This window comes from Kribbella turkmenica, assembly GCF_004348725.1.
GTDB classification, from domain to species: Bacteria; Actinomycetota; Actinomycetes; order Propionibacteriales; family Kribbellaceae; genus Kribbella; species Kribbella turkmenica.
Genome location: NZ_SMKR01000104.1, coordinates 1 through 26505, shown reverse-complemented (window position 1 = coordinate 26505; position 26505 = coordinate 1). Strand labels below are relative to the sequence as shown.

General features: G+C 70.3%; 28 protein-coding genes, 1 pseudogene and 1 riboswitch. Of the genes and pseudogenes, 22 read left to right on the top strand and 7 right to left on the bottom strand.

All coding sequences use genetic code 11. The annotated features are described in order from the left end of the window. Positions 1-76: 76 nt before the first annotated feature. Entirely contained in the window at positions 77-805 is a 729-nt protein-coding gene (locus tag E1218_RS22725) for a hypothetical protein (RefSeq protein ID WP_132323356.1), read from the top strand. Positions 806-840: 35 nt separating this feature from the next. Next, positions 841-2439 carry a DNA polymerase Y family protein gene (locus E1218_RS22720; protein WP_165949374.1) on the top strand — a complete coding sequence of 533 codons (1599 nt, stop codon included), beginning with the start codon at positions 841-843 and terminating at the stop codon, positions 2437-2439. A 262-nt stretch (positions 2440-2701) separates the two neighbouring features. Here the strand turns inward: E1218_RS22720 and E1218_RS22715 are convergent, their stop codons facing one another. Continuing rightward, the gene (locus E1218_RS22715) at positions 2702-3007 is read right to left on the bottom strand and encodes a hypothetical protein (protein ID WP_132323354.1); all 306 of its coding nucleotides are present in this window, start codon (positions 3005-3007) and stop codon (positions 2702-2704) included. 70 nt (positions 3008-3077) lie between these two features. On the opposite strand from E1218_RS22715, the gene E1218_RS36200 reads away from it, so the two are divergent. Together E1218_RS36200 and E1218_RS22710 are read left to right on the top strand one after the other, a co-directional pair. Beyond that, entirely contained in the window at positions 3078-3233 is a 156-nt protein-coding gene (locus E1218_RS36200) for a hypothetical protein (RefSeq protein WP_165949373.1), read from the top strand. 63 nt (positions 3234-3296) lie between these two features. Then, positions 3297-3497, top strand: coding sequence for a hypothetical protein (locus E1218_RS22710; RefSeq protein ID WP_132323352.1), 201 nt, complete (start codon positions 3297-3299; stop codon positions 3495-3497). Here E1218_RS22710 and E1218_RS22705 read toward each other — a convergent pair. The 5 genes from E1218_RS22705 to E1218_RS22685 all read right to left on the bottom strand — a co-directional run bounded on the left by E1218_RS22705 (position 3478) and on the right by E1218_RS22685 (position 7196). Then, positions 3478-4341, bottom strand: coding sequence for a PASTA domain-containing protein (locus E1218_RS22705; protein ID WP_132323350.1), 864 nt, complete (start codon positions 4339-4341; stop codon positions 3478-3480). The genes E1218_RS22710 and E1218_RS22705 overlap by 20 nt on opposite strands. Next, a complete protein-coding gene (locus E1218_RS22700) occupies positions 4338-4829 on the bottom strand; it encodes a SigE family RNA polymerase sigma factor (RefSeq protein ID WP_132323348.1) in 492 nt (163 codons plus the stop codon). Before E1218_RS22700 ends, E1218_RS22705 begins: the two co-directional genes overlap by 4 nt. 52 nt (positions 4830-4881) lie before the next feature. Continuing rightward, positions 4882-5499, bottom strand: coding sequence for a GNAT family N-acetyltransferase (locus E1218_RS22695; protein WP_132323346.1), 618 nt, complete (start codon positions 5497-5499; stop codon positions 4882-4884). A gap of 130 nt (positions 5500-5629) precedes the next feature. Continuing rightward, positions 5630-6814, bottom strand: coding sequence for an RNA polymerase sigma factor (locus E1218_RS22690; RefSeq protein ID WP_132323344.1), 1185 nt, complete (start codon positions 6812-6814; stop codon positions 5630-5632). 13 nt (positions 6815-6827) lie between these two features. After that, complete coding sequence (locus E1218_RS22685; protein WP_132323342.1) at positions 6828-7196, bottom strand: YciI family protein; 369 nt, start codon at positions 7194-7196, stop codon at positions 6828-6830. Positions 7197-7413: 217 nt separating this feature from the next. Here E1218_RS22685 and E1218_RS22680 point away from each other — a divergent pair, with 217 nt between their 5' ends. From E1218_RS22680 to E1218_RS22625, 13 genes and pseudogenes are all read left to right on the top strand, one after another. Beyond that, positions 7414-8010, top strand: a complete 597-nt coding sequence (locus E1218_RS22680; RefSeq protein WP_132323340.1) for a CDP-alcohol phosphatidyltransferase family protein — start codon at positions 7414-7416, stop codon at positions 8008-8010. Positions 8011-8014: 4 nt separating this feature from the next. Then, positions 8015-8866, top strand: coding sequence for a DUF881 domain-containing protein (locus E1218_RS22675; protein WP_233712393.1), 852 nt, complete (start codon positions 8015-8017; stop codon positions 8864-8866). Further along, the gene (locus E1218_RS22670; protein WP_131352136.1) at positions 8863-9195 is read left to right on the top strand and encodes a small basic family protein; all 333 of its coding nucleotides are present in this window, start codon (positions 8863-8865) and stop codon (positions 9193-9195) included. The genes E1218_RS22675 and E1218_RS22670 overlap by 4 nt, the downstream gene beginning before the upstream one ends. Before the next feature lies 1 nt (position 9196). After that, positions 9197-10036 carry a DUF881 domain-containing protein gene (locus E1218_RS22665; RefSeq protein ID WP_233712392.1) on the top strand — a complete coding sequence of 280 codons (840 nt, stop codon included), beginning with the start codon at positions 9197-9199 and terminating at the stop codon, positions 10034-10036. 49 nt (positions 10037-10085) lie between these two features. Beyond that, positions 10086-10469, top strand: coding sequence for a glycine cleavage system protein GcvH (gcvH, locus tag E1218_RS22660; RefSeq protein WP_132323338.1), 384 nt, complete (start codon positions 10086-10088; stop codon positions 10467-10469). Positions 10470-10647: 178 nt separating this feature from the next. Then, on the top strand, positions 10648-11184 hold the full coding sequence (locus E1218_RS22655) for an FHA domain-containing protein (RefSeq protein WP_132323336.1): 537 nt from the start codon (positions 10648-10650) through the stop codon (positions 11182-11184). Next, positions 11171-11869 carry a transcriptional regulator FtsR gene (gene ftsR, locus E1218_RS22650; RefSeq protein ID WP_202866141.1) on the top strand — a complete coding sequence of 233 codons (699 nt, stop codon included), beginning with the start codon at positions 11171-11173 and terminating at the stop codon, positions 11867-11869. Before E1218_RS22655 ends, ftsR begins: the two co-directional genes overlap by 14 nt. A 181-nt stretch (positions 11870-12050) precedes the next feature. Continuing rightward, positions 12051-12545, top strand: coding sequence for a bifunctional nuclease family protein (locus E1218_RS22645; protein WP_132323334.1), 495 nt, complete (start codon positions 12051-12053; stop codon positions 12543-12545). Between the two features lie 203 nt (positions 12546-12748). Beyond that, positions 12749-13363 (top strand): MerR family transcriptional regulator, encoded by a 615-nt coding sequence (locus E1218_RS22640; protein WP_132323332.1) that lies wholly within the window; start codon positions 12749-12751, stop codon positions 13361-13363. A gap of 19 nt (positions 13364-13382) precedes the next feature. Continuing rightward, positions 13383-13838 (top strand): annotated as a pseudogene (locus tag E1218_RS37410) (dihydrodipicolinate synthase family protein); the annotation flags it as partial. A gap of 62 nt (positions 13839-13900) precedes the next feature. Continuing rightward, complete coding sequence (locus E1218_RS37405; RefSeq protein ID WP_233712391.1) at positions 13901-14275, top strand: hypothetical protein; 375 nt, start codon at positions 13901-13903, stop codon at positions 14273-14275. Positions 14276-14290: 15 nt separating this feature from the next. Further along, positions 14291-14380: riboswitch (glycine riboswitch) on the top strand. Between the two features lie 71 nt (positions 14381-14451). After that, a complete protein-coding gene (gene gcvP, locus E1218_RS22630; RefSeq protein ID WP_132323330.1) occupies positions 14452-17298 on the top strand; it encodes an aminomethyl-transferring glycine dehydrogenase in 2847 nt (948 codons plus the stop codon). After that, positions 17298-18593 carry a serine hydrolase domain-containing protein gene (locus E1218_RS22625; protein ID WP_132323328.1) on the top strand — a complete coding sequence of 432 codons (1296 nt, stop codon included), beginning with the start codon at positions 17298-17300 and terminating at the stop codon, positions 18591-18593. The genes gcvP and E1218_RS22625 overlap by 1 nt, the downstream gene beginning before the upstream one ends. Here the strand turns inward: E1218_RS22625 and E1218_RS22620 are convergent. Continuing rightward, complete coding sequence (locus E1218_RS22620) at positions 18581-19696, bottom strand: tetratricopeptide repeat protein (RefSeq protein ID WP_165949372.1); 1116 nt, start codon at positions 19694-19696, stop codon at positions 18581-18583. The genes E1218_RS22625 and E1218_RS22620 overlap by 13 nt on opposite strands. Before the next feature lie 173 nt (positions 19697-19869). Here E1218_RS22620 and E1218_RS22615 point away from each other — a divergent pair, with 173 nt between their 5' ends. The 5 genes from E1218_RS22615 to E1218_RS22595 all read left to right on the top strand — a co-directional run. Further along, the gene (locus tag E1218_RS22615) at positions 19870-21363 is read left to right on the top strand and encodes a pyridoxal phosphate-dependent decarboxylase family protein (RefSeq protein ID WP_132323324.1); all 1494 of its coding nucleotides are present in this window, start codon (positions 19870-19872) and stop codon (positions 21361-21363) included. Then, positions 21360-23006, top strand: coding sequence for an IucA/IucC family protein (locus E1218_RS22610; protein ID WP_132323322.1), 1647 nt, complete (start codon positions 21360-21362; stop codon positions 23004-23006). Before E1218_RS22615 ends, E1218_RS22610 begins: the two co-directional genes overlap by 4 nt. A 10-nt stretch (positions 23007-23016) precedes the next feature. Then, positions 23017-23574, top strand: a complete 558-nt coding sequence (locus E1218_RS22605; protein ID WP_132323320.1) for a GNAT family N-acetyltransferase — start codon at positions 23017-23019, stop codon at positions 23572-23574. A 1-nt stretch (position 23575) separates the two neighbouring features. Then, positions 23576-24868, top strand: coding sequence for a lysine N(6)-hydroxylase/L-ornithine N(5)-oxygenase family protein (locus E1218_RS22600; protein ID WP_132323318.1), 1293 nt, complete (start codon positions 23576-23578; stop codon positions 24866-24868). Continuing rightward, the coding region (locus tag E1218_RS22595) for an IucA/IucC family protein (protein WP_132323316.1) at positions 24865-26505 on the top strand (1641 nt) is incomplete at its 3' end. The genes E1218_RS22600 and E1218_RS22595, both read left to right, overlap by 4 nt.

Here is a 26505-nt window from a genome sequence, read left to right as displayed (position 1 = left end):
CCCCGACCCCGATCCCGTCGCCGGCTCCGCTGTTCCACCGCACCTCACCCTCGCAGGATCGGGGGAACCCGGACCGGTGGCGACCGCGGCGCCGGCGGGTCCGCGACGGGTGGTGCCGGCGCCGAGGACCACCGAGACACGGGTGCAGCAGGCCCTGGACACCGCCGGCGTGGACCGGACGCTGCCCACCCACCCGGCGATCTCCGAGCTACTGGCCGGTGCGGGTCTGCGTAGTGGCTCGGCGTACTCCGTGCGCGGTTCCTCCGCGTTGGTGATGGCGATGATGGCCGGCCCGTCCGCGGACGGCGCGTGGTGCGGAGTGGTCGGCCTTCCGTCGTTCGGCGCGGAAGCGGCCCGTGGCCTCGGTGTGGATCTCGACCGCCTGGTCCTGGTGCCGGATCCGGAGCACGACTGGCTCAACGTCGTCGCCGCCCTGGTCGACGCCCTGACCGTGGTGGTCGTCCGCCCACCGGGGGAGGTGACGCCGGGCGAGGCGTCCCGGCTCGCGGCCCGCCTGCGAACCCGAGGCGGAGTCCTGATCGCAGTCGGTTCCTGGCCCGGCAGCGAAGCACGCCTGGAGGTCGAGAGCAACGTCTGGACCGGCCTGGGCTCCGGCGAAGGCCTTCTCACCGCCAGACAAGCGACGGTCGTGGTCACCGGCCGCCGGGCCGCCGTGCACCAGCGCAGACACCACCTTTGGCTCCCCGGGCCCGACGGCACCATCCGCCCGGCCGAGTCCACCTCCAGCAGCATCCACTCGCGCGACGACCACCTCACACACTGGCAGGACGAGGCGGTCGGCTGATGAGTGAGCGCGACTGATCGGCCCGGCGGTGGGTGATGGGTGAGCAGGGACTGACCCGCACGATGGTGGTGTGGGTGCCGGACTGGCCGGTGACGGCGGCCGCGGGGGCGGCCGGGCGGTCGCCGGATGAGCCTGTTGCCGTGCTGGAGAAGGGCAGGGTGCTCGCCACCTCCGCTGCCGCCCGGGCCGGCGGGGTGCGGCGGGGACTGCGGGCTCGGGATGCGCAGTCGCGGTGTCCGGAGCTTGTCGTGCTGAAGTACGACCCGGTGATCGACGCCCGCGCGTTCGACCCGGTGATCGGCTGCCTGGAGGCGCTCATCCCGGGGGTCCAGGTGATCCGGCCGGGGATGTGTGCGCTGAAGGCGCGTGGGCCGACGCGGTTCTACGGCGGCGAGTACGCGGCGGCGGAGAAGTTGCTCGACCGGCTCGAGACGTTCGACGTCCCCGGCGGCCGGGTCGGAATCGCCGACGGGCCGTTCGCCGCCGAGCAGGCGGCCCGGTCGAGTCCGGCGCAGACCCGGATCCTGGTGGTTCCACCGGGGGAGTCCGCGGAGTTCCTGGCGCCGTTCAGTGTCGACACGCTCGAGCAACCGGCGCTGACCGACCTGCTCCGCCGGCTCGGGCTGCGGTCGCTGGGTGCGTTCGCGCGGTTGTCTCCCACCGAGGTGCTGACCAGGTTCGGCCCGGACGGCGCCTTCGCGCACCGGCTGGCCCGCGGGTACGACGACCGCCCGGTGGTCGGCCGCGAGGTGCCACCGGAACTCGTCCGCGTCCTCGACTTCGAGCCGGCGGTGGACCGGGTCGACCAGGTCGCGTTCGCGGTCCGGTCGGTCGCCGACGAATTGATCGCCCGGCTGACCGAGCTCGGCCTGGTGTGTACGACGCTGCGGGTCGAGGCCGGCACCGAGTCCGGCCGGATCCACGAGCGCGAGTGGTTGCATCCACGCTGGTTCTCGGCCGCCGACGTGGTGGACCGCGTCCGCTGGCAGCTACAGGGGACCGGTACGGCGACCAGTGAGCTGACGTCACCCGTCGTACGGCTCCGGCTCGTTCCCGAACAGGTCGACCCGGTCGGTGCGCACGTCGACGGGCTGTGGGGCGGCGGGCCGGACGAGCGGATCCACCGGGCACTGTCGCGGGTCCAGAGCATGCTCGGTCATGGGGCGGTCGCGTCGGTGGTGATCGGTGGCGGGCGCGGGATCGCCGAGCGGCAGACCCTGGTCCCGTGGGGTGACCGTCCGGTGCCGGCGCACCCGGCGGATCAGCCGTGGCCGGGGGCGATCGCTGCGACCGGTCCCGGGCGGTGGCCGACGCTTGCGCCGACCACCGTCTTCCCCCAGCCGATTCCCGCGCACGTCCTCGCCGAGGACGGCAGCGAGGTCTCGGTCAGCGCCCGCGGCGCCCTCTCCGGGACCCCCACCGCCTTCCGCCTCGACCCCGGTCCACGAGTTGCCGACAGCAACAAGTTGCACCCGATCACCGCGTGGGCCGGTCCGTGGCTCGTCGACGAGCGCTGGTGGGACCCAGACGCCGAGTCCCGGCACGCCCGCTTCCAGTTCACCACCGCCGACACCCGAGCCTGGCTCTTCACCCTTCACCAGACCACCTGGCAGGCCGAAGCCACCTACGACTGAGCGTCACGCCATACGACTTGAGCGTCAGGTGTGTCGCCGGTTGGTGCTGGTTGGTTGTGGGTGCGGTCGGGATCCGCTCAGGGCCACGGGTGAGGACGTAGACGAACAATCAGGCTCCGGCTCGTTCTCGGCGGACCGCGAGCTCACCCTGGAACCCGGCGAGGCCGCGGACAACGCCACCCGGACGCCGCAGTGGTTCGGCGCCACCCCGCAATCGGCGGGAACTGTCGGTGGTGGGGGTGAGAATGGCGCGGTGGACGAGTCAGCGCAGTTCGGGCCGCTCCGGTGGTCGGCGGGACACCACGGTGCGGATCACAGATTTCGTCGGGCGACGTTCATGGTGGCGGACCTGCGGGACACGCGGTTCGTCGACTGTGACCTGACCGGGGCCAGGACCGTCGACGGGTGCCTGGTCGACGTCGACATCTCCGGATGGGTCAGCAACCTGGTCGTCAACGGCGTCGACGTCACCGAATACGTCGAAGCCGAGCTCGACCGCCGCCACCCCGAACGCGTGCAACTGCGGAACATCCAGAACGCCGACGACTTCCGCGCGATGGGCCACCACCGATCGACTGTGGTCCGAGCTGACGGCCCGCGCCGAGCGTTTGCCCGAGCCAGCGCGCCACGAGCGGGTCGTGGAGGAGTGGTCCCTCGTCGAGACGCTGCGTCATCTCGTCTTCATCACCGATTCGTGGGTGAGCCCCACGATCCTCGACCAGGAGCGCCCGTTCCACCCGCTCGCGCTGCCGCAGACCGCTTACACCCTGCGGACGCCGCCGCGCTCGGCATGAACCTCGACACCAAGCCGTCGCACGCCGAAGTGCTCGAGGCGCGCGCGACCCCGGGTGGCGGTGGTGCACGGTGTCCTCGACGGACTGACCGACGCCGAGCTCGGCCGGCTCTGCCTGCGCTCTCCCGCACCCGGTTATCCCGACGAAGAACGGCACGTCGGCGAATGCCTCGGCGTACTGATGGACGAGGAGTGCGAGCACTACCGGTTCGCCGACCGCGACCTGACCTTGCTGGAATCCGCAGCTAAGGAGCGACGACAGTGATGGTGACCGTGGCTCCGAGCGGGAGCATCGTTCCGGGCGCGGGAGAGACGGCCAGGACGTCGCCGGGGGTGTAGCTGGGGGACTTCGTGATCCGAGTGGTGGGGGTCAGGCCGAGTCTGCGGAGTTCGGCGGCGTAGTTCGCGGCTCCGGTGCCCGGGCCGGATCCGACTGCGTGTCGGAACGTGGGGACGCCGACTCGGTCCGGGACGATCCGGATCCGCTCGAGAATGCGGTCGACCTCCTCTGCGTTCGTGGACGACTCCGCCCAGAACCAAGTGTCCAGCGACGGAATGCGCACGCCGCCTGCGCACGTTCGGGCCCTGTAGACGTTGCCCTCGATGCACGTCGTGCGCCGGCGTTCGGCGGGCACTCCGTCGATCTCGATGGATTCGTCGGCGGTCAGATCGAAGATCGTCGGCTTGCCGCGCCCGACATCCACGCTCTCGACCCCCACCGGACGGGGCATCGCACAAAAGAGGCCGTCCCGCTCCAGGATGGCCGTGTCCTTCTGCGGCGTGCCGCAATGCGTCTGATTCGTGCCCCAATTCTTGGGTACGGCGATGGCCGCGTGGCCGATGCCGACCAGGCGCATGTCCGCGGTGACCACACCCGGACTGACAGACGCGACCGGCGGCGGCGCCGGGTCGGCGCCGGGTGGTCTCAAGGCCAGAGCGGTCCCGCCGGCCGCGGCCACCACAGCCACAGCGGCGGCCACGGACACCAGAACCGTGCGACGCCGACGTACGTGGGCGACGCGGGCGTGCATCGCTTCGAGTGGCGGTGGGCCGACTTCGGTCCGCTGTGCAGTGCGCTCGAGGAGTCCGGTCAATTGGGAGTCGATCATCGGTATCCCCGCAGTTCTGCCAGGTTTGGGTCCTGTGCGAGCGCCTTCACGGCTCTGGACAGCCGGCTCTTCACCGTGCCCGCGGCGACGTCGAGCACCGTGGCCATCTGCTGTTCGCTCAGATGGGCGTAGTACCGCAGGACCACCGCGGTGCGTTGGTCGCTGGGCAGTCGGTCGAGGGCGCGCATCACCGCGTCGGTGTCGTCGATCCCGTTGACCTGGTCGATGCCGGCGTACTCGGGGAGTACTGCCGTCGGCTTCTCACCGGTCCAGCGGCGGCGTCGTCCGGAGAGGAAGGTGTTGATCAGAACGCGGTGCACATAGGCATCTCGGTCGTTGGCCGCTTGGACCTTGCTCCACTTCAGCAGGCACCGTTCCAGCGCGGTCTGGACGAGGTCCTCGGCCTCGGCGTGCGTGCACCCCAGCAGCACCGCGGACCGCACCAGCCCGGGCCAGCGCGCCGCGACGTACTCACTGAAGTCGTCCATCCTCACCTCTCACCCCTATAGACAGCCGAGCCCCGGGAAGAGGTTCCTTCGGTCAGAAGTCGATACGCATGACGGTACGGCGGACGGTCGGCCGGGTGATCTCCCGGAAGCCGGCCTCTTCGAAGGCCTGGCGCGGACCGACATGCAGCTCGCCCCAGGTGATCTGCCTGCCGGGCTGGGTGACCATCGGATACGCCTCGAGCGCGCGGGCGCCGCGACTTCGCGCGTGGTCGATGGTGGCGCGCGCAAGCAGATAGGTGAGGCCGCGACCGCGGAACCCCTTCCGCACGACCATGCACGTGACCGCCCACACGCCCGCATCGTCCTTGTCCTCGATGCGACCGGTCCAGGGGACACGGGAGGTGCGAAGCTTCGGGTACGCCGTCCGCGGCTCGACCGCGACCCAGCCGGCCGGTTCGCCGTCGACGTACCCGACCAGGCCGCTGGTGGACGGCGCGGTGGGGTCGCCGCACGCCGTCTGGTCCTGGAGCATCGCGGTTCGCTCCTCCTGGGTGGAGTCGCGCCAGATCCAGCCGCGGATCTTGAACCGCTGGCACTGGCAGTGGCCCGCGTCCGCCGTGCCGAAGACGGCCTGCAGGTCGGCCCAGGACGCCTCGTTGGCGGGAACGGTGGTCAGTTGCTCCGCCTCGATCGGGGGCATCGCGCTCATGACCGGCAGGCTAGCCCCGGTTGCGGACGTTCTGCGTCCGGAACAATCCGGCACGCCGATCGGTGAAGTCGGCCGGGAACTCGTGTCCCACCCCCTGGCAACCGCTCCACCGCCACACCGAACCAGCCGGTCACAGCGCCTCGGCGCGGGCCTGGAGATAGCGCTGCTCGGGCAGACTCTCGGTGCGGCGGGCCGCCTCCTGGAAGGCCGACCGGGCCGCGGGGAGATCACCGGACAGTTCCAGGAGATGGGCGCGGACGGCGGCCAGCCGGTGGTGGTCCTTCAGCGCGGGATTGACGTCGTCGAGCAGGGCGAGACCTCGGCCGGGACCGTGGACCATGGCGACGGCGACGATCCGGTTGAGCGTGACCATCGGACCGGGTGCGGTCGTCTCGAGGAGTTCGTAGAGCATCAGGATCTGCCGCCAGTCGGTGTCCTCGGCGCGAGCGGCCTGGTCGTGGACGGCGGCGATCGCGGCCTGCAACTGGTACGGCCCGACCGGTGCCGTCCGCAACGTGGACGTGATCAGCTCGGTGCCCTCGGTGATCGCGTCGGCGTCCCACGACGACCGGTCCTGCTCCGGCAGCGGGATCAGCGCTCCGTCGGCGGTCGTCCGGGCCGGCCGGCGCGCGTCCGTCAGCAGCATCAGCGCGAGCAGCCCGGCGACCTCACCGTCGCCCGGCAGCCGCGAGCGCAGCTGCCGGGTCAGCCGGATCGCCTCCGCGCTCAGCTCCACCCGGTGCAGCGACGGACCGGACGACGCGGTGTAGCCCTCGTTGAAGATGAGGTACAGCACGTGCAGTACGGCGGCCAGCCGCGACGGCTGCTCGTCGACCGGCGGCAGCGCGAACCGGGCACCGCGCAGTTTCGCCTTCGCCCGGCTGATCCGCTGCCCGATCGTTGCCTCCGGCACCAGGAACGCCCGGGCGATCTCACTGGTGGCCAGCCCGCCGACCGCACGCAACGTGAGCGCCACCTGCGACTGCGGTGTCAGCGCCGGGTGGCAGCACAGCATCAGCAGCGTCAACGAGTCGTCGGTCGACGGCGCCGGCTCCGGCAGCGGCTCCGCGGCGACCGTCTGCTCGCGACGCGCCCGCGCCGACTCGCTGCGCAGTACCTCGATCCTCCGCCGGGAGGCGACCGTGATCAGCCAGCTCCGCGGACTGTCCGGTACGCCGTCGGCCGGCCACTGCTGTGCCGCGGCCAGCAGCGCCTCCTGGACGGCGTCCTCGCACGCGTCGAAGTCGCCGTACCGCCGGACCAGCGGGCCGAGCACCTGCGGAGCGAGCTCGCGCAGCAACTCCTCGACCGTCACCTCGGCGAACTCGTCACCGCAGTGCGCCGAGGTCCCGGACCGGGCGGATCTCGACGATGCTGAACGGCGCCTCCGGGATCTGCGGGACGATCTCGACCGCGCGCTCCATGCTCTCGCAGTCGAGCAGGTAGAAGCCGGCCAGCTGTTCCTTCACCTCGGCGAACGGCCCGTCGGTCGTCAGCACCCGGCCGTCCGCGATCCGCACCTGCTTGGTGGCCCCGGGGTCGTCCAGCGACTCCGACGCCAGCAGCTCGCCGCGGGCCGCGAGTGCCTCGTGCAACGCGGTGTAGCCGGCCATCCCCTCCCGCTTCTGCTCGTCGGTCAGCGAGTCCCACACCTTGCGGGACTCCGGGTTGCCGTAGATCAGCACCAGGAACTTCACCTGCACTTCTCCCGTTCAGCACAGCGTAAGCAGGCCGAGCATCACCCTTGGGTATCGATAGGGTCACCGGTTCGTCGCAGGCGTAGCGGGAACGGCGCGGGGGCGTTCTGGTATCAGGGGAGAGCCAGGGCATGCCCCGGTGTGGCCGGGCATAAACCTTTCGGCGTGCCCAAGTACAGTTACGACGGGTGTTCAGGGTGAGAGAGGGAGGGGTCGCGTGCCGGAGTTGGAAGTGTCCGACCGGGTACTGACGATCCCGAACGCGCTCAGCTTCCTCCGGTTGCTGGGAGTGCCGCTCTTCCTGTGGCTGATCCTCGGTCCGAAGGAGGACGGCTGGGCGCTGCTGGTGCTCGCCGTCTCCGGGTTCACCGACTGGGCCGACGGCCAGATCGCCCGGCGGATGAACCAGACCACCCGGCTCGGCCAGATGCTCGACCCGGTCGCGGACCGGCTCTACATCTTCGCCACCGTGCTCGGGCTGGCGCTGCGCGACATCATCCCGTGGTGGCTCGCGATCGCGCTGCCGTTGCGCGACCTGCTGCTGACCTTCACCCTGCCCGCCCTGCACCGCCGCGGCTTCAACGCGCTGCCGGTGCACTTCCTCGGCAAGTCGGCCACGTTCTGCCTGCTGTACGCGTTCCCGTTGCTCCTGCTCGGCGACGGCGACAGCACCCTGAACCTGCTCGCGCGGGTGTTCGGCTGGGCGTTCGCGATCTGGGGGACCGGGCTGTACTACTGGGCCGGTGCCCTGTACTTCGCTCAGCTGCGCCACCTCGTCCAGACGGTGAAACCGATCAACGACCCGGCCGGGTAGACCTGTGAACCAGTCCGCACCACCGAAGGACGGCCCACCCAAGCCGCGACGGGTCGATGCGTCGATGTCGCTGCTGAACAACCTGATGGCCCACCCGCTCGACGAGGGGTACGCCGTCGCCGCCCGTTCACGTCCGGCGCAGGGCGGCAGGCCCGCCCGCAGGCGGCACCGGGTGATGATGGTCGCGGCGACGCTGGTGCTCGGCTTCCTGCTCGCCGTCGCCGCCTCGCAGAACTACCGGAGCGCGCCCGAGGCGGAGAAGCAGCGCAAAGAACTGATCACCAGGATCAACCAGGCCGACACCCAGCTGAACACGATGCGCGCCCGGCAGACCCGGCTGGCCGACGAGGTCCGCGGCCTGCAGGCGGCCGGGCTGAGCAACACCAGCTCGGGCGCCGCCCTTCAGCAGCAGCTCGACGCGCTGGAACTGCAGACCGGCGCGATCGCGGCCACCGGCCCCGGGATCAAGGCCGTTGTCGACGACGCGAAGGACGCCGACAAGGAGGGGCGCCTGCTCGACGTCGACCTGCAGCAGCTGGTCAACGGACTGTGGACCGCCGGCGCGGAGGCGATCTCGGTGAACGGTCACCGGCTCACCTCGATGACCGCGATCCGCGGCGCGGGCAGCGCGATCACGGTCGACTACAGCTCGCTGACCCCGCCGTACACGGTGCTCGCGATCGGGGACACCGCCACCATGCCGGCCCGGTTCGCGCAGAGCTCGGGCGGCCAGTGGGTGCAGTACCTGGTCAGCAACTTCGGTGTCCGGATGACGATCACGACGGAGGATTCCTTGCTGGTGCCGGCCGATGCGACCATCGCGTTGCGCTACGCGAAGGTGAGTGGACCGAGATGATCGCCGTCCTCGGACTCGTGATCGGCGTCGTGATCGGCCTGCTGGTCGCGCCCGACGTCCCGGAGTGGGCACAGCCGTACCTGCCGATCGCGGTGGTGGCCGCGCTCGACGCCGTCTTCGGGGCGCTGCGGGCGTTCCTGGACGGGATCTTCGACGACAAGGTCTTCGTCGTCTCGTTCGTCTCCAACGTGCTGATCGCCGCGCTGATCGTCTACCTGGGCGACCAGCTCGGGGTCGGCTCCCAGTTGTCCACCGGCGTGGTCGTCGTCCTGGGCATCCGGATCTTCACCAACATGGCCGCCATCCGGCGGCACATCTTCAGGGCCTGACATGAGTGACGACACACCCGACCCGACCCCCGCGGCCAAGCCGGACCCGGTCGAGCCGCCGCAGCCGGACGAGCCGACGCCGATGCCGCAGCCGAAGAAGCCGCGCACGCCGAACCTGGCGCTGCGCCGGCTGAAGGCCGGCTTCAAACCGTCCCGCGGGCAGGCGATCGTGGCCGTGGTGCTCGCGCTGGTCGCCTGCATGGCGGTCGTCCAGGTCCGGGTGAACCGGGCCGACGACGGCTACCAGAACGCCCGCCGCGAGGACCTGATCGCGATCCTGGACGGCCTCGGCCAGAACACCCGCCGGCTGGAGAGCGAGATCGCCGAGCTGGAGGAGCGGAAGAACTCGCTGTCGTCGAGCGCCGACAAGGCACAGACCGCGCGCGAGCAGGCCGAGGCGCAGGTGCGGGTGCTCGGCATCCTGGCCGGCACGCTGCCGGCGCAGGGACCGGGGGTGCGGATCACGCTGAACGACCCCGACGGCAAGATGACCTCGAGCAACCTGCTGGACGCGATCGAGGAACTGCGCGACGCCGGGGCGGAGGCGATCCAGATCAACGGTTCGGCCCGGGTGGTCGCCAGTACCGACTTCGTCGACGAGTCGCCCGGTATCCGGATCGACGGCCAGAAGGTCAACTCGCCGTACGTGATCGAGGCGATCGGGGAGTCGCACAACCTGGCCGAGGCGGCCAGCTTCCCCGGCGGCCTGGTCAGTGAGGTGACCGGTCCGCAGGTCGGCGGGACGGCCGAGGTGACCGAGCTCGCGCTGGTCCAGATCACCGCCTTGCACGCGCCCGAGGAGCATCGTTACGCTCGCCCGGCGCCCAGCCCGACCAAGTAGCTGTCAAGTAGCTGTCAAGTAGCTGTACTTGAGTGAAAGAGGAACGAAGGTGTATCCCGAAGACCTGAAGTACACGCCCGAGCACGAGTGGGTGAAGGCCGACGGCGACGGCCCCGCGCGGGTCGGCATTACCGACTTCGCGCAGGACGCGCTCGGTGACATCGTCTACGTGCAGCTGCCCGAGGTCGGCAGCAAGGTGCGGGCCGGCGACGCCTGCGGCGAGCTCGAGTCGACCAAGAGCGTCAGCGACCTGTTCGCCCCGGTGAACGGCACCGTGACCGCGGTGAACGAGTCGCTCGCGGACCAGCCGGACCTGGTCAACACCGACCCGTACGGCGAGGGCTGGCTGCTCGACATCGAGGTCGAGGACGCCGAGGAGGTCGCGGCGCTGATGGACGCCGAGGCCTACCAGGCCCAGCTCGGCCAGAGCTGATCCGGCCGGCCGTTCCGGGGGCTGCGGCACCGACCGTAACCGGCTTGGCCGCAACTGATAGGTTGGCCGGACCTCAACCGCTGGTAGAGGGTTGAGGTCCGTGTTTCTGAGTCCACACTTGTTCCTACGGGGTCTATCGAAACGTCGCCGGACCGCCGGCGATCGGGAGGGTCACAGCATGCCGTTCTGCAACCAGTGCGGGCACGAGAACTCCGAGGGCAGCCGCTTCTGCTCGCAGTGCGGAGCGATGCTCCCTGGCGCGGACCGCCCGGCCGCGGCCCCGGCGCCCTCCGGGCCCACTCCCGGTGTCACCGACACCGCGATGCTCACCCCGATCGGTGCCGAGCCGGAGCCGGAGCGCACGGGCGAGCCGCTGTCGGCCGACGACGAGGCCGCGGTCGGCGCGCTGCCGGCCGGGTCCGCCCTGCTGATCGTCCAGCGCGGCCCGAACGCGGGCAGCCGGTTCCTGCTCGACGTCGACGTGGTCACCGCCGGCCGGCACCCGGACAGCGACATCTTCCTCGACGACGTGACCGTGTCCCGCCGGCACGCGGAGTTCCGCCGGGACGCGTACGGCGTGAAGGTCCGCGACGTCGGCAGCCTGAACGGCACCTACGTGAACCGCGACCGGATCGACGAGGTCCAGCTCAGCAACGGCGACGAGGTCCAGATCGGCAAGTACCGGCTCGTGTACTACGCCAGTGGCCAGGCCTGAGCAGTCGCCCGTCGAAGGCCCCGCCGAAGGCCGGGGCATCGGTGAGGTGCTGCGGCTCCTGCAGGCCGAGTTCGCCGACGTCACCATCTCCAAGATCCGGTTCCTGGAGGCCGAGGGGCTGGTGACGCCGGCCCGGACCGCGTCCGGCTATCGCAAGTTCAGTGCCGCGGACGTGGATCGGCTGCGGTACGTGCTGACCGCGCAGCGTGACCAGTACCTGCCACTGAAGGTGATCAAGGAACACCTGGCCGCGATCGACCGCGGCCTGCGCCCGGCGGTCGCCGGCCCGCCGGTCGCGCCGAGCTCGTTGCCGGAGCCACCCGGTCTGCCGGCCGCCGAGGACTTCGGTGCCTACGGCACCGAGCTCAGGCTGACCCGGAACGAGCTCCGGGCGGCCGCGGACATCCCGGCCGAGTTGCTCGACCAGCTCGAGAATCACGGCCTGGTGGTGGCCCGCGGCAACCACTACGACGGCGAGGCACTGCTGGTCGCGAAGCTGGCCGGCGAGTTCGCCCGCTACGGCATCGAGCCGCGGCACCTGCGCCCGTTCCGGACGGCGGCCGACCGCGAGGCGGGCCTGATCGAGCAGGTCACCGGGCCCCGCCGGACCGGGCAGACCGAGGAGCTGGCCGCGTTGGCCGTCCGGTTGCACGCTGCCCTCGTCCGCTCCCGCCTCCCACGCTGACCTCCCACGCCGACCACACGAACGGACAACCCCTCGGCTTGCCGGTTCTCCTGTCTTGACAAGGGCAGAGAACCGGCAAGCCGAGGGGTTGTCGGCTGGAATGTCGATGATGGCGGGCCGGTTGTCCACCGCCGCACCCCGTGGGCCTGCCCGGGGCTGCCCCGCGGAGTAGGCTGAAGGTGTGCGCGAAGTCGACGTAATCGGAGTCCGGGTCGAGATGCCCTCGAGTCAGCCGATCGTGCTGCTCCGGGAGGTCGGCGGAGAGCGGTACCTGCCGATCTGGATCGGCGCGGCCGAGGCGAGTGCGATCGCTTTCGCCCAGCAGGGCATGGAGCCGCCGCGGCCGCTGACGCACGACCTCTTCGCCGAGACCATCCGGGTGCTCGGGCACACTCTCAGCCAGGTCCGGATCGTGAACCTGACCGACGGCGTGTTCGAGGCGATCCTGGTGTTCGACGACAAGACCGAGATCTCCGCGCGGCCGTCGGACTCGATCGCCCTGGCGCTGCGCACCGGGACGCCGGTGTTCTGCACCGAGGAGATCCTGGCCGAGGCCGGGATCCCGGTTCCGGAGAGTGAGTCGGCCGGCACCGACGAGGTGGAGGAGGAGGAAGAGGTCGAGCGGTTCCGCGAGTTCCTCGACCAGGTGACTCCGGAGGACTTCGACAAGAGTTAGCCGGCCCTGTCCGCCGGGGCAGATGTGAACGGTCTGGTACAAGGCACGGCAGGTAACGATTGAGGTCATGGTTGCGACACGCTCCCGGCCGAGGGCGGTGATCGTTGACCCTCCCTGATCGGCGGCTTACCTTGAAGGAGTTGTGGGGTGCTGTCACTCCACGGATGTGACCCGTTCCAGTCGGTACCCAGGGAGGCTCAGGCGTGACACGCACCGGCGACACGGATCTGACGGCGCAGTCGACGTCCGAAGCACACGCCGAGGCGGCCGCTACCGCCGGCGTCCAGGGTCTGCTCTTCGACGACGACCTGCGGCCGATGCCGGAGGACGTCGGGTTCCGTGGTCCGACGGCGTGCGCCGCGGCCGGGATCACCTACCGTCAGCTCGACTACTGGGCCCGGACCGGTCTGGTCTCCCCGTCCGTCCGCCCGGCGACGGGTTCGGGGACGCAACGGTTGTACGGTTTCCGTGACGTCCTGTTGCTGAAAGTGATCAAGCGGCTGCTGGACGCCGGGATCTCGCTGCAGCAGATCCGGACGGCGATCGCGCACCTGAGCAAGCGCGGCATCGACGACCTGACCCAGATCACCCTGATGAGCGACGGGGCGTCGGTCTACATGTGCACCTCGCCGGACGAGGTGATCGACCTGCTGGCCGGCGGGCAGGGCGTGTTCGGGATCGCCCTCGGCGGGGTCTGGCGCGAGGTCGAGGGCTCGTTGTCCGAGCTGCCGACCGAGCGAGCCGACGGTCACGGCGACGACGACCACCACGCGAACGACGAGCTCGCCGCTCGCCGGCGCGCCCGCATGACCGGCTGACGTTCACCCACTTCCGCTCGTGCGCCCACTCACTCGTACATCGCTGCGCGGTGTGTGGGCGACGTTGTTGCTGCCGTTGAACGACGACGACTCGATCGACTTCGCCCGGCTGGCGGCGCAGGTGTCGACGCTGGCGGACACCGAGCTGGCCGGCCTGTACGCGCACGGCACGGCGGGGGAGTTCCAGACCCTGACCGAGGACGAGTTCGACCGGGTCAACGACCTGCTCGCCGCGACCGGCAAGCCGTTCCAGATCGGCGCCAGTCACCCGTCGGCGCAACTTCAGCTGGCGAGGGTACGGCGTGCCGCCGCGCTGGAACCCGGCGCGATCCAGGTGATCGTGCCCGACTGGCTTCCGTTGAACGACCGCGAGGTGTCGGACTTCCTCCGGCGTACGGCGGACGCCGCCGCTGACGTCCCGCTCGTCCTCTACAACCCACCGCATGCGAAGACCCGGGTCCGTCCCGAGTTGCTGCAGCGCATGGCCGACGAGGTGCCCACGCTGATCGGCCTGAAGACCGCCGGTGGCGACAAGGCGTGGTTCGACGAGGCGACACGTCGGGGTTGTCGATCTTCGTGCCTGGCCACTTCCTGGCGAGCATGTCGCTACTCGGTGCGCACGGCAGCTACTCCAACGTGGCTGCGCTCTCGCCCAACGGCGCGGTCCGGTCCGCCGCGTCGCTGGACGTGGAACGCCGGATCGCGGAGTTCCTCGGGCAGCACGTCCTACCTCTGCAGAAGGCCGGGCTGTCCAACCCGGCGCTGGACAAGTTCCTGGCCGCGGTCGGCGACTGGGCCGACGTCGGCACGCGCGTGCGCTGGCCGATGGCGTCGGCCACCCGCGCGCAGGTCGAGGCCGCGCGGCCGGCCGCCCGAGCCCTGCTGCCCGAGCTGTTCGAGGATTCCTGGTAGCCTCGGACACGCCGTACACAGCATTCGGGAGAGACCCGTTGACCCGGGCGCCGAAGGGGCAATTCCTCCCCGGAACCTCTCAGGCCCATGGACCGAGTGCCACAGGCGACTCTGGAGCGCGCAGCGCGTGACAGAGGGGGAGGCGACCGGAAGCACGCCAGCAACGGAGCCTCTAGATGAACAACTCACCCCAGATCTCGGCCGCGTTCGCCGACCGGCACATCGGGCCGCGCCCGGACGAGGTCGCGCGGATGGTCCAGCTGCTCGGGTACGACGACGTCGACGCGCTGGTGGACGCCGCCGTACCGGCCTCGATCCGGTCCGCCGAGGCGCTCCGGCTGCCCGACCCGGCCTCCGAGGTGGACGCGCTGCACGAACTGCGCCAGCTCGCCGCGCGCAACACCGTCGCCACCTCGATGATCGGCCAGGGGTACTACGGCACCTTCACCCCGTCCGTCATCGTCCGCCGCCTGGTCGAGAACCCGGCCTGGTACACGGCGTACACGCCGTACCAGCCGGAGATCTCCCAGGGCCGGCTCGAGGCGCTGCTGAACTTCCAGACCGTGGTCTCGGACCTCACCGGCCTGCCGACCGCCAACGCGTCGCTGCTCGACGAGGGCACTGCCGCCGCCGAGGCGATGACGCTGGCGCACCGGTCGAACAAGAAGAGCAAGTCGGACCGGTTCCTGGTCGACGCCGACTGCTTCGCCCAGACCATCGCGGTCGTGCAGACCCGGGCCGAGGCGCTCGGGATCGAGGTCGTCGTCGCCGACTCCACCGACGGGCTGCCCGAGGGAGACTTCTTCGGCTTCCTGGTGCAGTACCCGGGCGCCGGCGGTGTCGTCCGCGACCTGAAGCCGCTGGTCGCCGCCGCGCACGAGCGGGACACCCTGGTCGCGGTCGCCTCCGACCTGCTCGCGCTGACGTTGCTGGAGGCACCGGGCGAGGCCGGGGCCGACATCGTCATCGGGTCGTCCCAGCGCTTCGGCGTACCGCTGTTCTACGGCGGTCCGCACGCCGGCTTCATGTCGGTCCGGACCGGTCTGGAGCGGTCGTTGCCCGGTCGTCTCGTCGGCGTCTCGGTCGACGCCGACGGTGCCCCGGCGTACCGGCTGGCGCTGCAGACCCGCGAGCAGCACATCCGCCGCGAGAAGGCGACCTCCAACATCTGTACGGCGCAGGTCCTGCTGGCCGTGGTCGCGTCGATGTACGCCGTCTACCACGGTCCCGAAGGCCTGAAGGCGATCGCCGAACGCGTCCACGACTACGCCGGCAAGCTGGCCGCGTCGCTGCGGGGAGGCGGGGTCGAGGTCGTCCACGACAACTTCTTCGACACCGTGCTCGCCCGCGTCCCCGGTCGCGCCGCCGACGTGGTCGACGCGGCCCGGCAGAACGGCGTCTGGCTCCGGCTCGTCGACGCGGACCACGTCGGGATCTCCTGTGACGAGAAGACCGACGCGCACGCGCTCCGGTCCGTGTGCGACGCCTTCGGCCTTCGGTACGACGGTGCCCGCGAGACGCCGGCGTTGCCCGAGGCAGTGCGGCGTACGTCGGACTACCTGACCCACCCGGTGTTCAACACGCACCTGTCCGAGACCGCGATGCTGCGGTACCTGCGCAAGCTGTCCGACAAGGACTACGCGCTGGACCGCGGGATGATCCCGCTCGGTTCCTGCACGATGAAGCTGAACGCGACCACCGAGATGGAGCCGGTCACCTGGCCGGAGTTCGCCGACGTGCACCCGTTCGCGCCGATCGAGGACGCCGCCGGGTACGTGAAACTGATCGGTCAGCTGGAGCGCTGGCTGGCCGAGGTCACCGGGTACGCGAAGGTGTCGATCCAGCCGAACGCCGGCTCGCAGGGTGAGCTGGCCGGCCTGCTCGCGATCCGCGGCTACCACCAGGACCGGGGTGACCTCGAGCGGAACGTCTGCCTGATCCCCGCGAGCGCGCACGGTACCAACGCCGCGTCCGCGGTGATGGCGGGCATGAAGGTGGTCGTTGTCAAGGGCAACGACGATGGCACGATCGACCTGGACGACCTGCGGGCGAAGGCGTCCGAGCACGCCGCCAAGCTGGCCGCGATCATGATCACGTACCCGTCCACGCACGGCGTGTACGAGGAGAGCGTCACCGAGGTCTGCCGGATCGTCCACGACCACGGCGGCCAGGTGTACGTCGACGGTGCGAACCTGAACGCACTGCTCGGCCTGGCCAAGCCCGGTGAGTTCGGCGGCGACGTCAGCCACCTGAACCTGCACAAGACGTTCTGCATCCCGCACGGCGGCGGCGGTCCCGGGGTCGGCCCGGTCGCGGTGGCCGCGCACCTGGCGCCGTACCTGCCGAACCACCCGCTGCTGGACCAGGCCGGGCCGGAGTCCGGTGTCGGGCCGATCAGCGCGGCGCCGTTCGGGTCCGCGGGTGTGCTGGCGATCTCCTGGGCGTACATCCGGATGATGGGTGCCGAGGGACTGACGGCCGCCACCAAGGCCGCCGTACTGACCGCCAACTACGTGGCGAAGCGGCTCGAGGGCGTCTTCCCGGTGCTCTACACCGGCGAGAACGGCCTGGTCGCGCACGAGTGCATCCTCGACCTGCGGCCGATGACGAAGGAGACCGGCATCAGCGTCGACGACGTCGCCAAGCGGCTGATCGACTACGGCTTCCACGCGCCGACGATGTCGTTCCCGGTGGCCGGCACGCTGATGGTCGAGCCGACGGAATCTGAAGATCTCGGGGAACTCGACAGATTCTGCGACGCGATGATCGCGATCCGGCACGAGATCGACCGGGTCGCGGCGGGGGAGTGGCCGGCCGCCGACAACCCGCTGGTGAACGCGCCGCACACCGCCGAGTCGGTGATCAACGACAAGTGGGAGCACGCCTACACTCGCGAGGAGGCGGCGTTCCCACGCTCGGTCGACCGCGCCTCGAAGTACTGGCCGCCGGTCCGCCGGATCGACGGCGCGTACGGCGACCGCAACCTGATCTGCTCCTGCCCAGCCCCGGAGGCCTTTGAGTAATGTCCGTTCGCCCTGACACCGCCGCCGCTCTGCACGCCGAGATCGCGGCGGCGCAGAGCGAGTGGAAGCTGCCGACGGTCAACGCGGGCGTCATCCGCGACGGTTCGCTGGTGTGGACCGGGTCGCGCGGGCGGTTCGCCACGGTGGACGGTGGTGCGCCCGGTCCGGACGTGCAGTACCGGATCGGGTCGATCACCAAGACGATGACCGCCGTGCTGGTGATGCAGTGCCGGGACGACGGGCTGCTCGCGCTGAACGATGCCGTGGGCAAGCATCTGCCGGGGATCGCGTTCGGGGACCGGACGATCCGGCACCTGCTCGCGCACTCCGGCGGGGTGAACGCCGAGCCCGAGGGGCCGTGGTGGGAACGCAACCCGGGCGTCTCGTTCGAGCAGCTGACCGCGGCGATGGACGAGTCCCAGGCCGCCGGTCCGGCCGACCGGCGGCACCACTACTCGAACCTCGGCTACGCCCTACTCGGCGAGATCGTCGCCCGGTTGCGCGGTTCGTCGTGGCTCGAGCTGGTACGGGAACACATCCTGGACCCGCTGGAGATGCGGCGGACGACGTACTTCCCGGCGGCGCCGGCCGCGCAGGGGTTCTCGGTCCATCCGTTCAGTGGGCAGCTGCTGGAGGAGCCGGCGTACGACGCGGGGGCGATGGCGCCGGCCGGGCAGTTGTGGAGCACGATCGAGGACCTGGCCCGCTACGCGATGTTCTGGATCGATCCGGTCCACGAGGTGCTCAGCCGGGACACGGTCGAGGAGATGGCAGCGCCGGCGGCCTCCGATCCGCGCGAAGGCTTGACCGCGTCGTACGGTCTGGGGCTGCGCCTGATCGCAGACGACCCGCACCTGCTGATCGGTCACACCGGCTCGATGCCCGGGTTCCTCGCGGGACTGTTCGTCGACCGCGCCCGGCGGATCGGCGCCGTGACCCTGGGCAACGCCACCTACGGCCGGGTCGCGTCGCTCCCGCCCGACCTGCTCGGGGTGCTGGTCGCCCACGAGCCGGCGCTGCCGCAGGAGTGGGTTCCCGAGCCGCCTCTCGACCAGGGCGCCGAGTTGCTCGGCCCCTGGTACTGGGGCAACTCCGCGGTCACCATGTCCGTCTCCGGCGGGATCCTCCAACTCACCGGCGCGCTCACTTCGCGCTTCTCACCACTGGGCCCGGACCTCTACCAGGGCCGCGACGGCTATTTCGCCGGCGAGAAACTCCGCGTCGTCCGGCACGGCGACCGTACGCACCTCAACGTCGCCACGTTCGTCCTCACCCGCACGCCTTACGGCGCCTGATCCGGCGACGGGATGCGCAGCACGTGCACGCCGGCGGGCGGGTGCTCCCGCCGGAGTGTGCCGAGCTCGTCTTCGAGCGGACGGGCTTCCTCGTGACGACCTAGGGTCCGCAACGTGTGGACCACCGGCGGCAACGCGTCCGCCACCGCCCGCGGCTCATCCACGGTGCGGCACAGCTCCAGGGCTTCGAGGTACGCCGCCAACGCCTCCTCGTCGAGGTGCAGGTTGCGCAGATCGCCGCCGAGCGTGGACAGCGCCTCAGCCAGGCCGGGAGTCCGAGCGGGGTCGGCGTCGGCGAGCGCGCGCTCGTGCCGGATCCACAGCTGCGTCGCCTCGACCGCCTCCGCGGCCCGGCTCAGGTGACGCCGGGTCACCGCCAGAAACTTCGCGCTCTCCGCGGCCGGCGAAAGCTGCTTCGGGTCCGTCGCGGCGAGTCGCCGGTAGATCGCGGCGGCTTCCTCAGCCGCCGGCAGGGCTCCCTCCCACCGGTCGAGGTGGCGCAGGTCGATCGCCAGGTTCGTCCGGTGAAGGGCGAGCCGCTCCTCGTACGGCGCGACCAGCGACCGGCTGATGGCGATCGCTTCCTCGGTGTACGGGATGGACTCCTGCGCGTCGTGGTTCAACCGGTCGAGGGTGACGACGACGCGGCTGAGCGCTCGGGACAGATACTCACGGCGACTCTTGTTCTGCTCCACGACCTGCCGCCAGGTCTCGAGGGCGGCGTGGGCGACCGGAAGTGCCTCCTCGTGCCGGCCGAGATCGTTGAGCAGGTCCCATTGACGGTCGAGCGCCGTCGCCAGCCGCAGCGCCGCCGCGGGGCGCCTGGCCGCGTACTTCCGGAAACTCCGTACGGCGCTCTCGGCGTGCTGCAAGGCCTTCTCGCCAGTGCTTTGGTGGCTGCGTGACAGCTCGAGGTCTCCCTCCGAGCGACGGAAGCTGACGTTCCGGGTGAAGAAGCTGACGACGTAGACGATCAGCCCGAGCGTGATCAGGCCATGGCCGTGCCGCCAGCCGGTGATCCAGGTGATCCCTCCGACGACCGTGCCGGCGAGGCCGAGGAGTTGCAGCACTCCGCGGACGATCACCAGTCTGACGTTCACCATCGGTCGGCTCCCTTCGTCGTGCGGTTCGATGCACGGAACGCCGACTTCGTTCCAGTGGATCGTGAGGCTTGCCACGTCGGCGGTGGCCGAGTTGACACGGTGTGTCATCCACAGGAAAAGTTAGGGCTGCCTTAGTAAGGCTCGCCTTACTCGACAACTTCCCGGGAGATCTGGTGCCGCAACCTGCGCGTCTCACCGCGTTGCCCTCGCCTGTGCGCAACCCGTTCGATTCCGCGTGGCCGTTCGCCTCGACCGTTTCCGATCCGCGCCGTGGGCCGCTGCCGGCCGGATCGCCCGCCGAAATCCTGCGGCGGACCGCCGACATGCTGGGGGAGCCGCTCATCCCCTCGACCGGTGTCGGCGAATCGGCGGCGCTCGACCTGATCGCGGGCCTGCTGGCGGACAACGGCATCGACCTGAGCCACCCGCACGCCGCGGCCCACCTGCAGCCGCCGGTGCTGCAGGTCGCCGTCGACGCGGACGCGCTCGCCTCGGCGAGCAACGCGTCGATGGACACCTACGACTCCGGTCCGGCCACACTGGCGATCGAGAAGTGGGTGGTCAAGGCGCTGGCCGGCCTGGCCGGCTTCGGTCCCGAGGCGGACGGGGTGCTCACCCCCGGCGGATCGATCTCGAACCTGCTGGCCGTCCTGATCGCGCGCGACAGCGCCGCCGCGGCTCTCGGCGTCGACGTACGCCGGAACGGTCTGCACGGGCTGGACACCCCGGTCGTGTTCTGCTCCGAGCTGGCCCACTTCTCGGTCCAGCGCGCCTGCGCGGCTCTCGGGCTCGGGGAGGAGGCCGCGGTCACGATCGCCTCCGACGAGAACTTCCGGATGCGCACCGACGTCCTGGCCGACGAGCTCGCCAAGCCGGGCCGCACCCCGGTCGCGGTGGTCGCGACGGCCGGTACGACGGACTTCGGGTCCGTCGACCCGATCGCGCCGATCGCGGCGCTGGCCCGGCAGTACGGCGCCTGGGTGCACGTCGACGCGGCGTACGGATTCGGGGCGCTGTTCTCCGACCAGCTCGCGCCGCTGCTGGCGGACTTGTCGCGGGCCGACTCGGTGACGCTGGACCTGCACAAGATCGGCTGGCAGCCGGCCGCGGCCAGTGTGCTGCTGGTGGCCGACAACAACCGGTTCGCGTCGTTCGGCCGCTCGGTCGACTACCTCAACCCGGCCGACGACATCGACTCCGGGCTGGACGGCTTGCTCGGCCGGAGTCTGCAGACCACCCGGCGTCCGGACGCGGTCAAGGTCGCCACCACGTTGACGGCGTACGGCCGGGCCGGACTGGGCGCCATGCTCGACACCTGTCACGAGCTCGCGCACGCCGCCGCGGCGCGGGTCGTTGCCGACAGCAACCTCGAGTTAATGGCGCCGGTGACCCTGACCACGGTGTTGTTCCGGGTCGCCGGGCACGGACTGGAGGCGGCCGCGGTGGACGCTCTCCAGGGTGAGGTCCGGCGCCGGTTGCTGACGTCCGGGCGGGTGCTGATCGGCCGGACGAAGCTGCCGGCCCGCGGGGGCCGTCCGGCGATGGTCGCGTTGAAGCTGACGCTGCTGAACCCGAATGCCACCGCGTCGGACCTCGAAGATCTGCTCGACCAGGTCGTGGCCACCGGCCTCGACGTCCGGGCGAACAGTGGCGAGGGAGCGGCATGAACACACCGATCGAAACCGCAGTTGATGCTCACCTCAACGCGATCCTGCGCTGCTTCACGCGGGAATCGGCGATCCCGGTCCAGATCGGGGCGCTGGCCTTCACCGTCGGCGAGTCGACCGTGACGGCGCGGGTCGGGCACGCGTCCAGCACCGGGTTGCACCGGTTCACCGACGTACTCGTGGACGGTGCGCCGCCGGCACCGGAGGATCTGGTCAGGTTGCTGTCCGCCGGTGCGGACGCGGCCGAGGTCGATGATCTCGCGGCCCGGACGGCGGAGTCGGTCCGCAACGTCGAGCTGTTCGTCTCCGCGGCGGACGGCGAGCGTGGACCGGGTCGTTTCCTGGAGGTCGAGCAGGCCCTGCTGTTCGGGCACCTCAACCACCCGGCACCCAAGAGCCGGGACGGACTGAGCGGCGACGAACTGGCGGCATACTCGCCGGAGCTCGGCGGCCGCTTCGCGGTGCACTGGTTCGAAGCCGACGCCGAACTGGTGTCGTCGGACCAGGTGGCCGGCGCGCCCTCGCTGCGGGGACTGGACGCCTTGCAACTGATGGGCGCGCTGGCCGGCATCGAGCCGTCCGCCGGCCGGGTGCTGATCCCGGCCCACCCGTGGCAGGCCGCAGCCGTCGCGCGGCGCCCGCGCGTGGCCGAGCTGATCTCGGCGGGTCGCGTCAAGGCGTTGGGTCCGCAGGGCGCGCAGTGGTACCCGACCTCGAGTCTGCGGACGGTCTACCACCCGGATCTCCCGGTGATGCTCAAGCTCTCGCTCGGCCTGCGGATCACCAACTCCCGTCGCGAGTCGACCCCGACCGAGCTGCGCCGCGGTCTGGAGATCAACCGGCTGCTGGACGCGGCGTACAACGCCGGGACGGCGACCGCGCACCCGAGGTTCGGCATCGTCCGTGATCCGGCGTGGGTGGCTCTGGACGAAGGCGGTCCGTCGCTGACCGGGCTGGACGTCGCTGTCCGCGAGGTGCCGGCCGACGTCGACAGCTACGCGTGCCTGGCCGGCCTGGTCGCGCCGCGGCCCGGTGGCGTCAGCCGCTTGAGTGAGTACGCCGCCGAGGATCCGGCCGGCTGGGTCGCGACGTACGTCGACAACGTGCTCGTGCCGATGCTGCACCTGTACGCCGAGACCGGCATCGGACTCGAGGCGCACCAGCAGAACACGCTGGTGCGGCTGGACGGTGCCGGCCGGATCAAGGGTGGGGCCTACCGGGACAACCAGGGCTACTACCTCGCGTCGTCGTACCTGCGGGGTCTGCTCGCCGTCACCGGGCTGCGGGACTCGACGCTGGCGGTTGTCGATGATGCGATTGTCGACGATCGACTGACCTACTACCTGCTGCACAACCAGGCTCTGGCTGTCGTCGGCTGTCTGGCGTACGACGGCCTCGCTGACGAATCCGACCTCCTGAGCATGGTCCGGGACCGGCTGGAACTGGCTCTGCCGCTGCTCGAGGCGGCCGGTCCGGACGGTGATCGGCTCGCGCGCCGGTGGCTCGAGTCGAAGACCCTGCCCTGCAAGGCGAACCTGCTGACGCGGTTGCGGGGAATCGACGAGGTGGTCGCGCCGCTGGACGCGCAGTCCGTCTATCTGGACATTCCCAACCCACTCCGGCTCGGTGACCGTGCCGTCTGAGGTCGGGGCTATGTCTGATACCTTCCCCACCCCACCACTCGGGTCGTCGCACTTGGACAACGGCTTCGGCCTTCGGCCCGCGGGCGAATCGGACGCCGCCACGATCGCATCGTGGATGGCTCGGCCACACATCCGGCGCTGGTGGCAACAGGACTGGCCGGTCGAGCGCTGGGCGGAGGAGCTCAACAGACAGTCGGCGGGTGAGCACTCGACTCCCTGCGTGGTCTCGGTCGACTCGGAGGACGTCGGGTACGTCGAGCTCTACCGGGTGCGGCACGACCGGCTGGCCGAGTACTACCCGAGTGACGATCACGACTGGGGAGTGCATGTAGCCATCGGGGACGTGACCCGGGTCGGCGGGGGGCTGGGACGCCGGCTGCTCGGCGCACTCGCCGACGCCCTGCTGGCGTCGGACCCGGACTGCCGCCGGGTCGTCGCCGAACCGGACATCGACAACACGCCGTCCGTCCGCGCGTTCGCCGCGGCCGGGTTCGTCAGGCAGGGGGAGCTACAGCTTCCCGAGAAGACCGCACTACTGATGGTCCGCACCAGGACCTTGGAGGCATGACATGAGCACCGCCCCTTATGACGTGATCGCGATCGGTTGCGGGCCGTTCAACCTCGGCCTGGCCGCGCTGGCCGGCGGCGTGGACGACGTACGCGTCGCGGTGCTGGACAGCCGTCCGGAGTTCACCTGGCACCGCGGGCTGATGTTCGACGACGCGATGCTGCAAGTGTCGTTCCTTGCCGACCTGGTCAGCCTGGTTGAGCCCGCGCACCCGTTGTCGTTCCTCTCGTACCTGCGGGACAACGACCGGCTGTACCAGTTCTACGTCCGGGAGAAGTTCCACCCGACCCGGCGTGAGTACGAGGCCTACCTGCGCTGGTGCGCGGCGCAGCTGGATTCGTTGCGCTTCGGTCACCACGTCAGCGACGTGTCGTGGCGCGGTTCGCTGTTCCAGCTGACCGTGGAGCGCGGCGACGCGACTGAGACTTTCGCGGCCCGCCATCTGGTCGTCGGTGTGGGGACCGAGCCCGCAGTACCGGCTGCACTCGCCGGTCTGCCTGAGGAGCGCTTCCTGCACTCGGCCGAATACCTGTTCCGTCGGGACGACCTTCTGCGGGCCGGTCGGGTCACTGTCGTCGGCTCGGGGCAGTCCGGTGCGGAGTGCGCGCTCGACCTGCTGCGTGCGAACCCGGCCGGTGGTCCCGCGGTGTCGTGGCTGACCCGTACGCCGTCGTTCGCGCCGCTGGACTACTCGAAGCTCGTGCTGGAGATGACGACACCGTCGTACGTCGACTACTTCCACGCACTGGACGAGCCGGCGCGCGACAAGCTGGTCAAGGAGCAGTGGCGGCACTACAAGGGCATCTCCTCGGACACGCTCGACGATATCCATGATGTGCTCTACCAGCGTGACCTCGGAGCCGCACCGGTCGCTCCGGTCGAGCTGCAGTGCGGTGTGGCCGTCACGTCGGCCGTGGCTCGCGCGGACGGCATCGAGCTGACCCTGCTGCACACGGACAGCGGCAAGACCTTCCAGCACCTGACTGACGCCGTGGTGGCCGCCACTGGGTACCGCAACAGACTTTTGCCCTTCCTGACGTCACTCGACGACCAGATCCGACGTGACGCGTCCGGGCGCTGGCTGATCAACCGCAACCACAGCGTTGAGACCACCGATGAGCTGACTGGGCGCCTGTTCGTGGCCAACGCCGACCTGCACAGCCACGGTGTGGCCGCACCGGACCTCGGGATCGGAGCCATCCGCAACGCGACCATCCTGAACGCGGTCGCCGGGCGCGAGGTCTTCCGGCTGCCCAAGTCCACCGCGTTCACCAACTTCGCCATCCCCGGATGAGCAGCGTCTGGACCCGGTGCTCGTCGGAGCTGCTGGCGAAGCTGATCTCCCAGTTCTGCACCGAGAATCTGCTGCAGCCGGTCGACGATCGGCTGGACCTCGGTGGGGTGTCGTACTCGTTTGAGGCGACCCGTGGAGCCTTCGGGAGCCGGCGGGTCCGCGCCGGCTCGGTGCGACGGACCACCGCGGGCATTCTCGGGAACGACGAGAGTGAGGTCGCCACCGACCCAGTGCAGTTCCTCGTCGACGCCGCCGGCGTACTGGGACTGGATGGATCGACCGTCGCCGGTTATGCCGCCGAACTGACCAGCACGCTCGCGGCCGACGTACGTATGGCCTCCACTGCTGTGAACCGGTCGGAGTTGCTGGGACTCCACCACAGTCAGTTGGAAGGGCACCTGACCGGGCATCCGTTGCTGGTGGCCAACAAGGGCCGGCTCGGGTTCTCGGCCGAAGACAGTCTGCGGTACGCGCCCGAGGCACGAACGCCGTTGCGACTGGTGTGGCTCGCCGTACGCCGGGGTCTGGCCGAGTTCCGCGGTACCCCTGATCTCTCCGAACACGCGGTCATCCGCCGCGAACTCGACCCCGCCGTCGTCGAAGCCTTCCGCGCGCGTCTGGACGACCCCGACGCCTACGTCTGGCTTCCGTGTCACCCCTGGCAACTGGACCACGTCGTCCGCACGCAATGGGCCCGGGAACTGGCGACGGGCGAGATCGTCGTCCTCGGCGAGAGCGCTGACGACTACCTCCCCACCCAGTCCATCCGCACGATGGTCAACATCATCCGCTCCGATCGCCAGCAGGCGAAACTCCCGCTCAAGATCCTGAACACGTCGGTGTACCGCGGGATCCCCGAGCACTGCACGCTGGCCGCGCCGATGATCACCCAGTGGTTACGTGGGCTCTGGCACCGCGACGAGGTCCTCAACCGGCTCGGCACCGAACTCCTCGGCGAGGTCGCGTCCGTCACCGTCCGGCACCCCCAGCTCTCGAGCGCTTCCGGCATCCCCTACCAGTGGTCCGAAACCCTCGGGTGCATCTGGCGTGACCCGCTGGACCCGCGGCTGCGGCCGGACGAGTCCGCGTGGGCCCTGGCCGCCGTACTGCACACCACTCCCGAAGGCCCGCTGGTCCAGGCCCTCATCGAGAAGTCCGGCGCGACACCCCGCGAGTGGATCTCGCACCTCCTCGCCACCTTGCTCCGCCCGCTCCTTCACCTCATGCACCACTACGGCATCACGGTCAACCCGCACGGCGAGAACCTGGCCGTCATCTGCGGCCCTGACGGGCTCCCCACCCGCATGGTCGTCAAGGACCTCGTCGACGACATCAACATCTCCACCGACCCCATCGACGCCCGAGGCCCCGAACCCGACTCCAACGCCCGGGTCCTCCCACGCAAACCCTGGCCCGTCCTCCGTCAGTACCTCGTCGACGCCCTCCTCCTCGGCGTCCTCAACCCCCTGGCCAACCTCCTGGAAGACACCAACCTCCTGGCACCCGACGAGTTCTGGGGCCTGGCGAGGGGCGAGATCGAGCTCTACGCACAGAGGTTTCCCCAGCACGCCGACCGCCTCGAAGCCACCGCCCTCCTCGGCGAAACCTTCACCCGCTACCCCCTCAACGGCTACCGC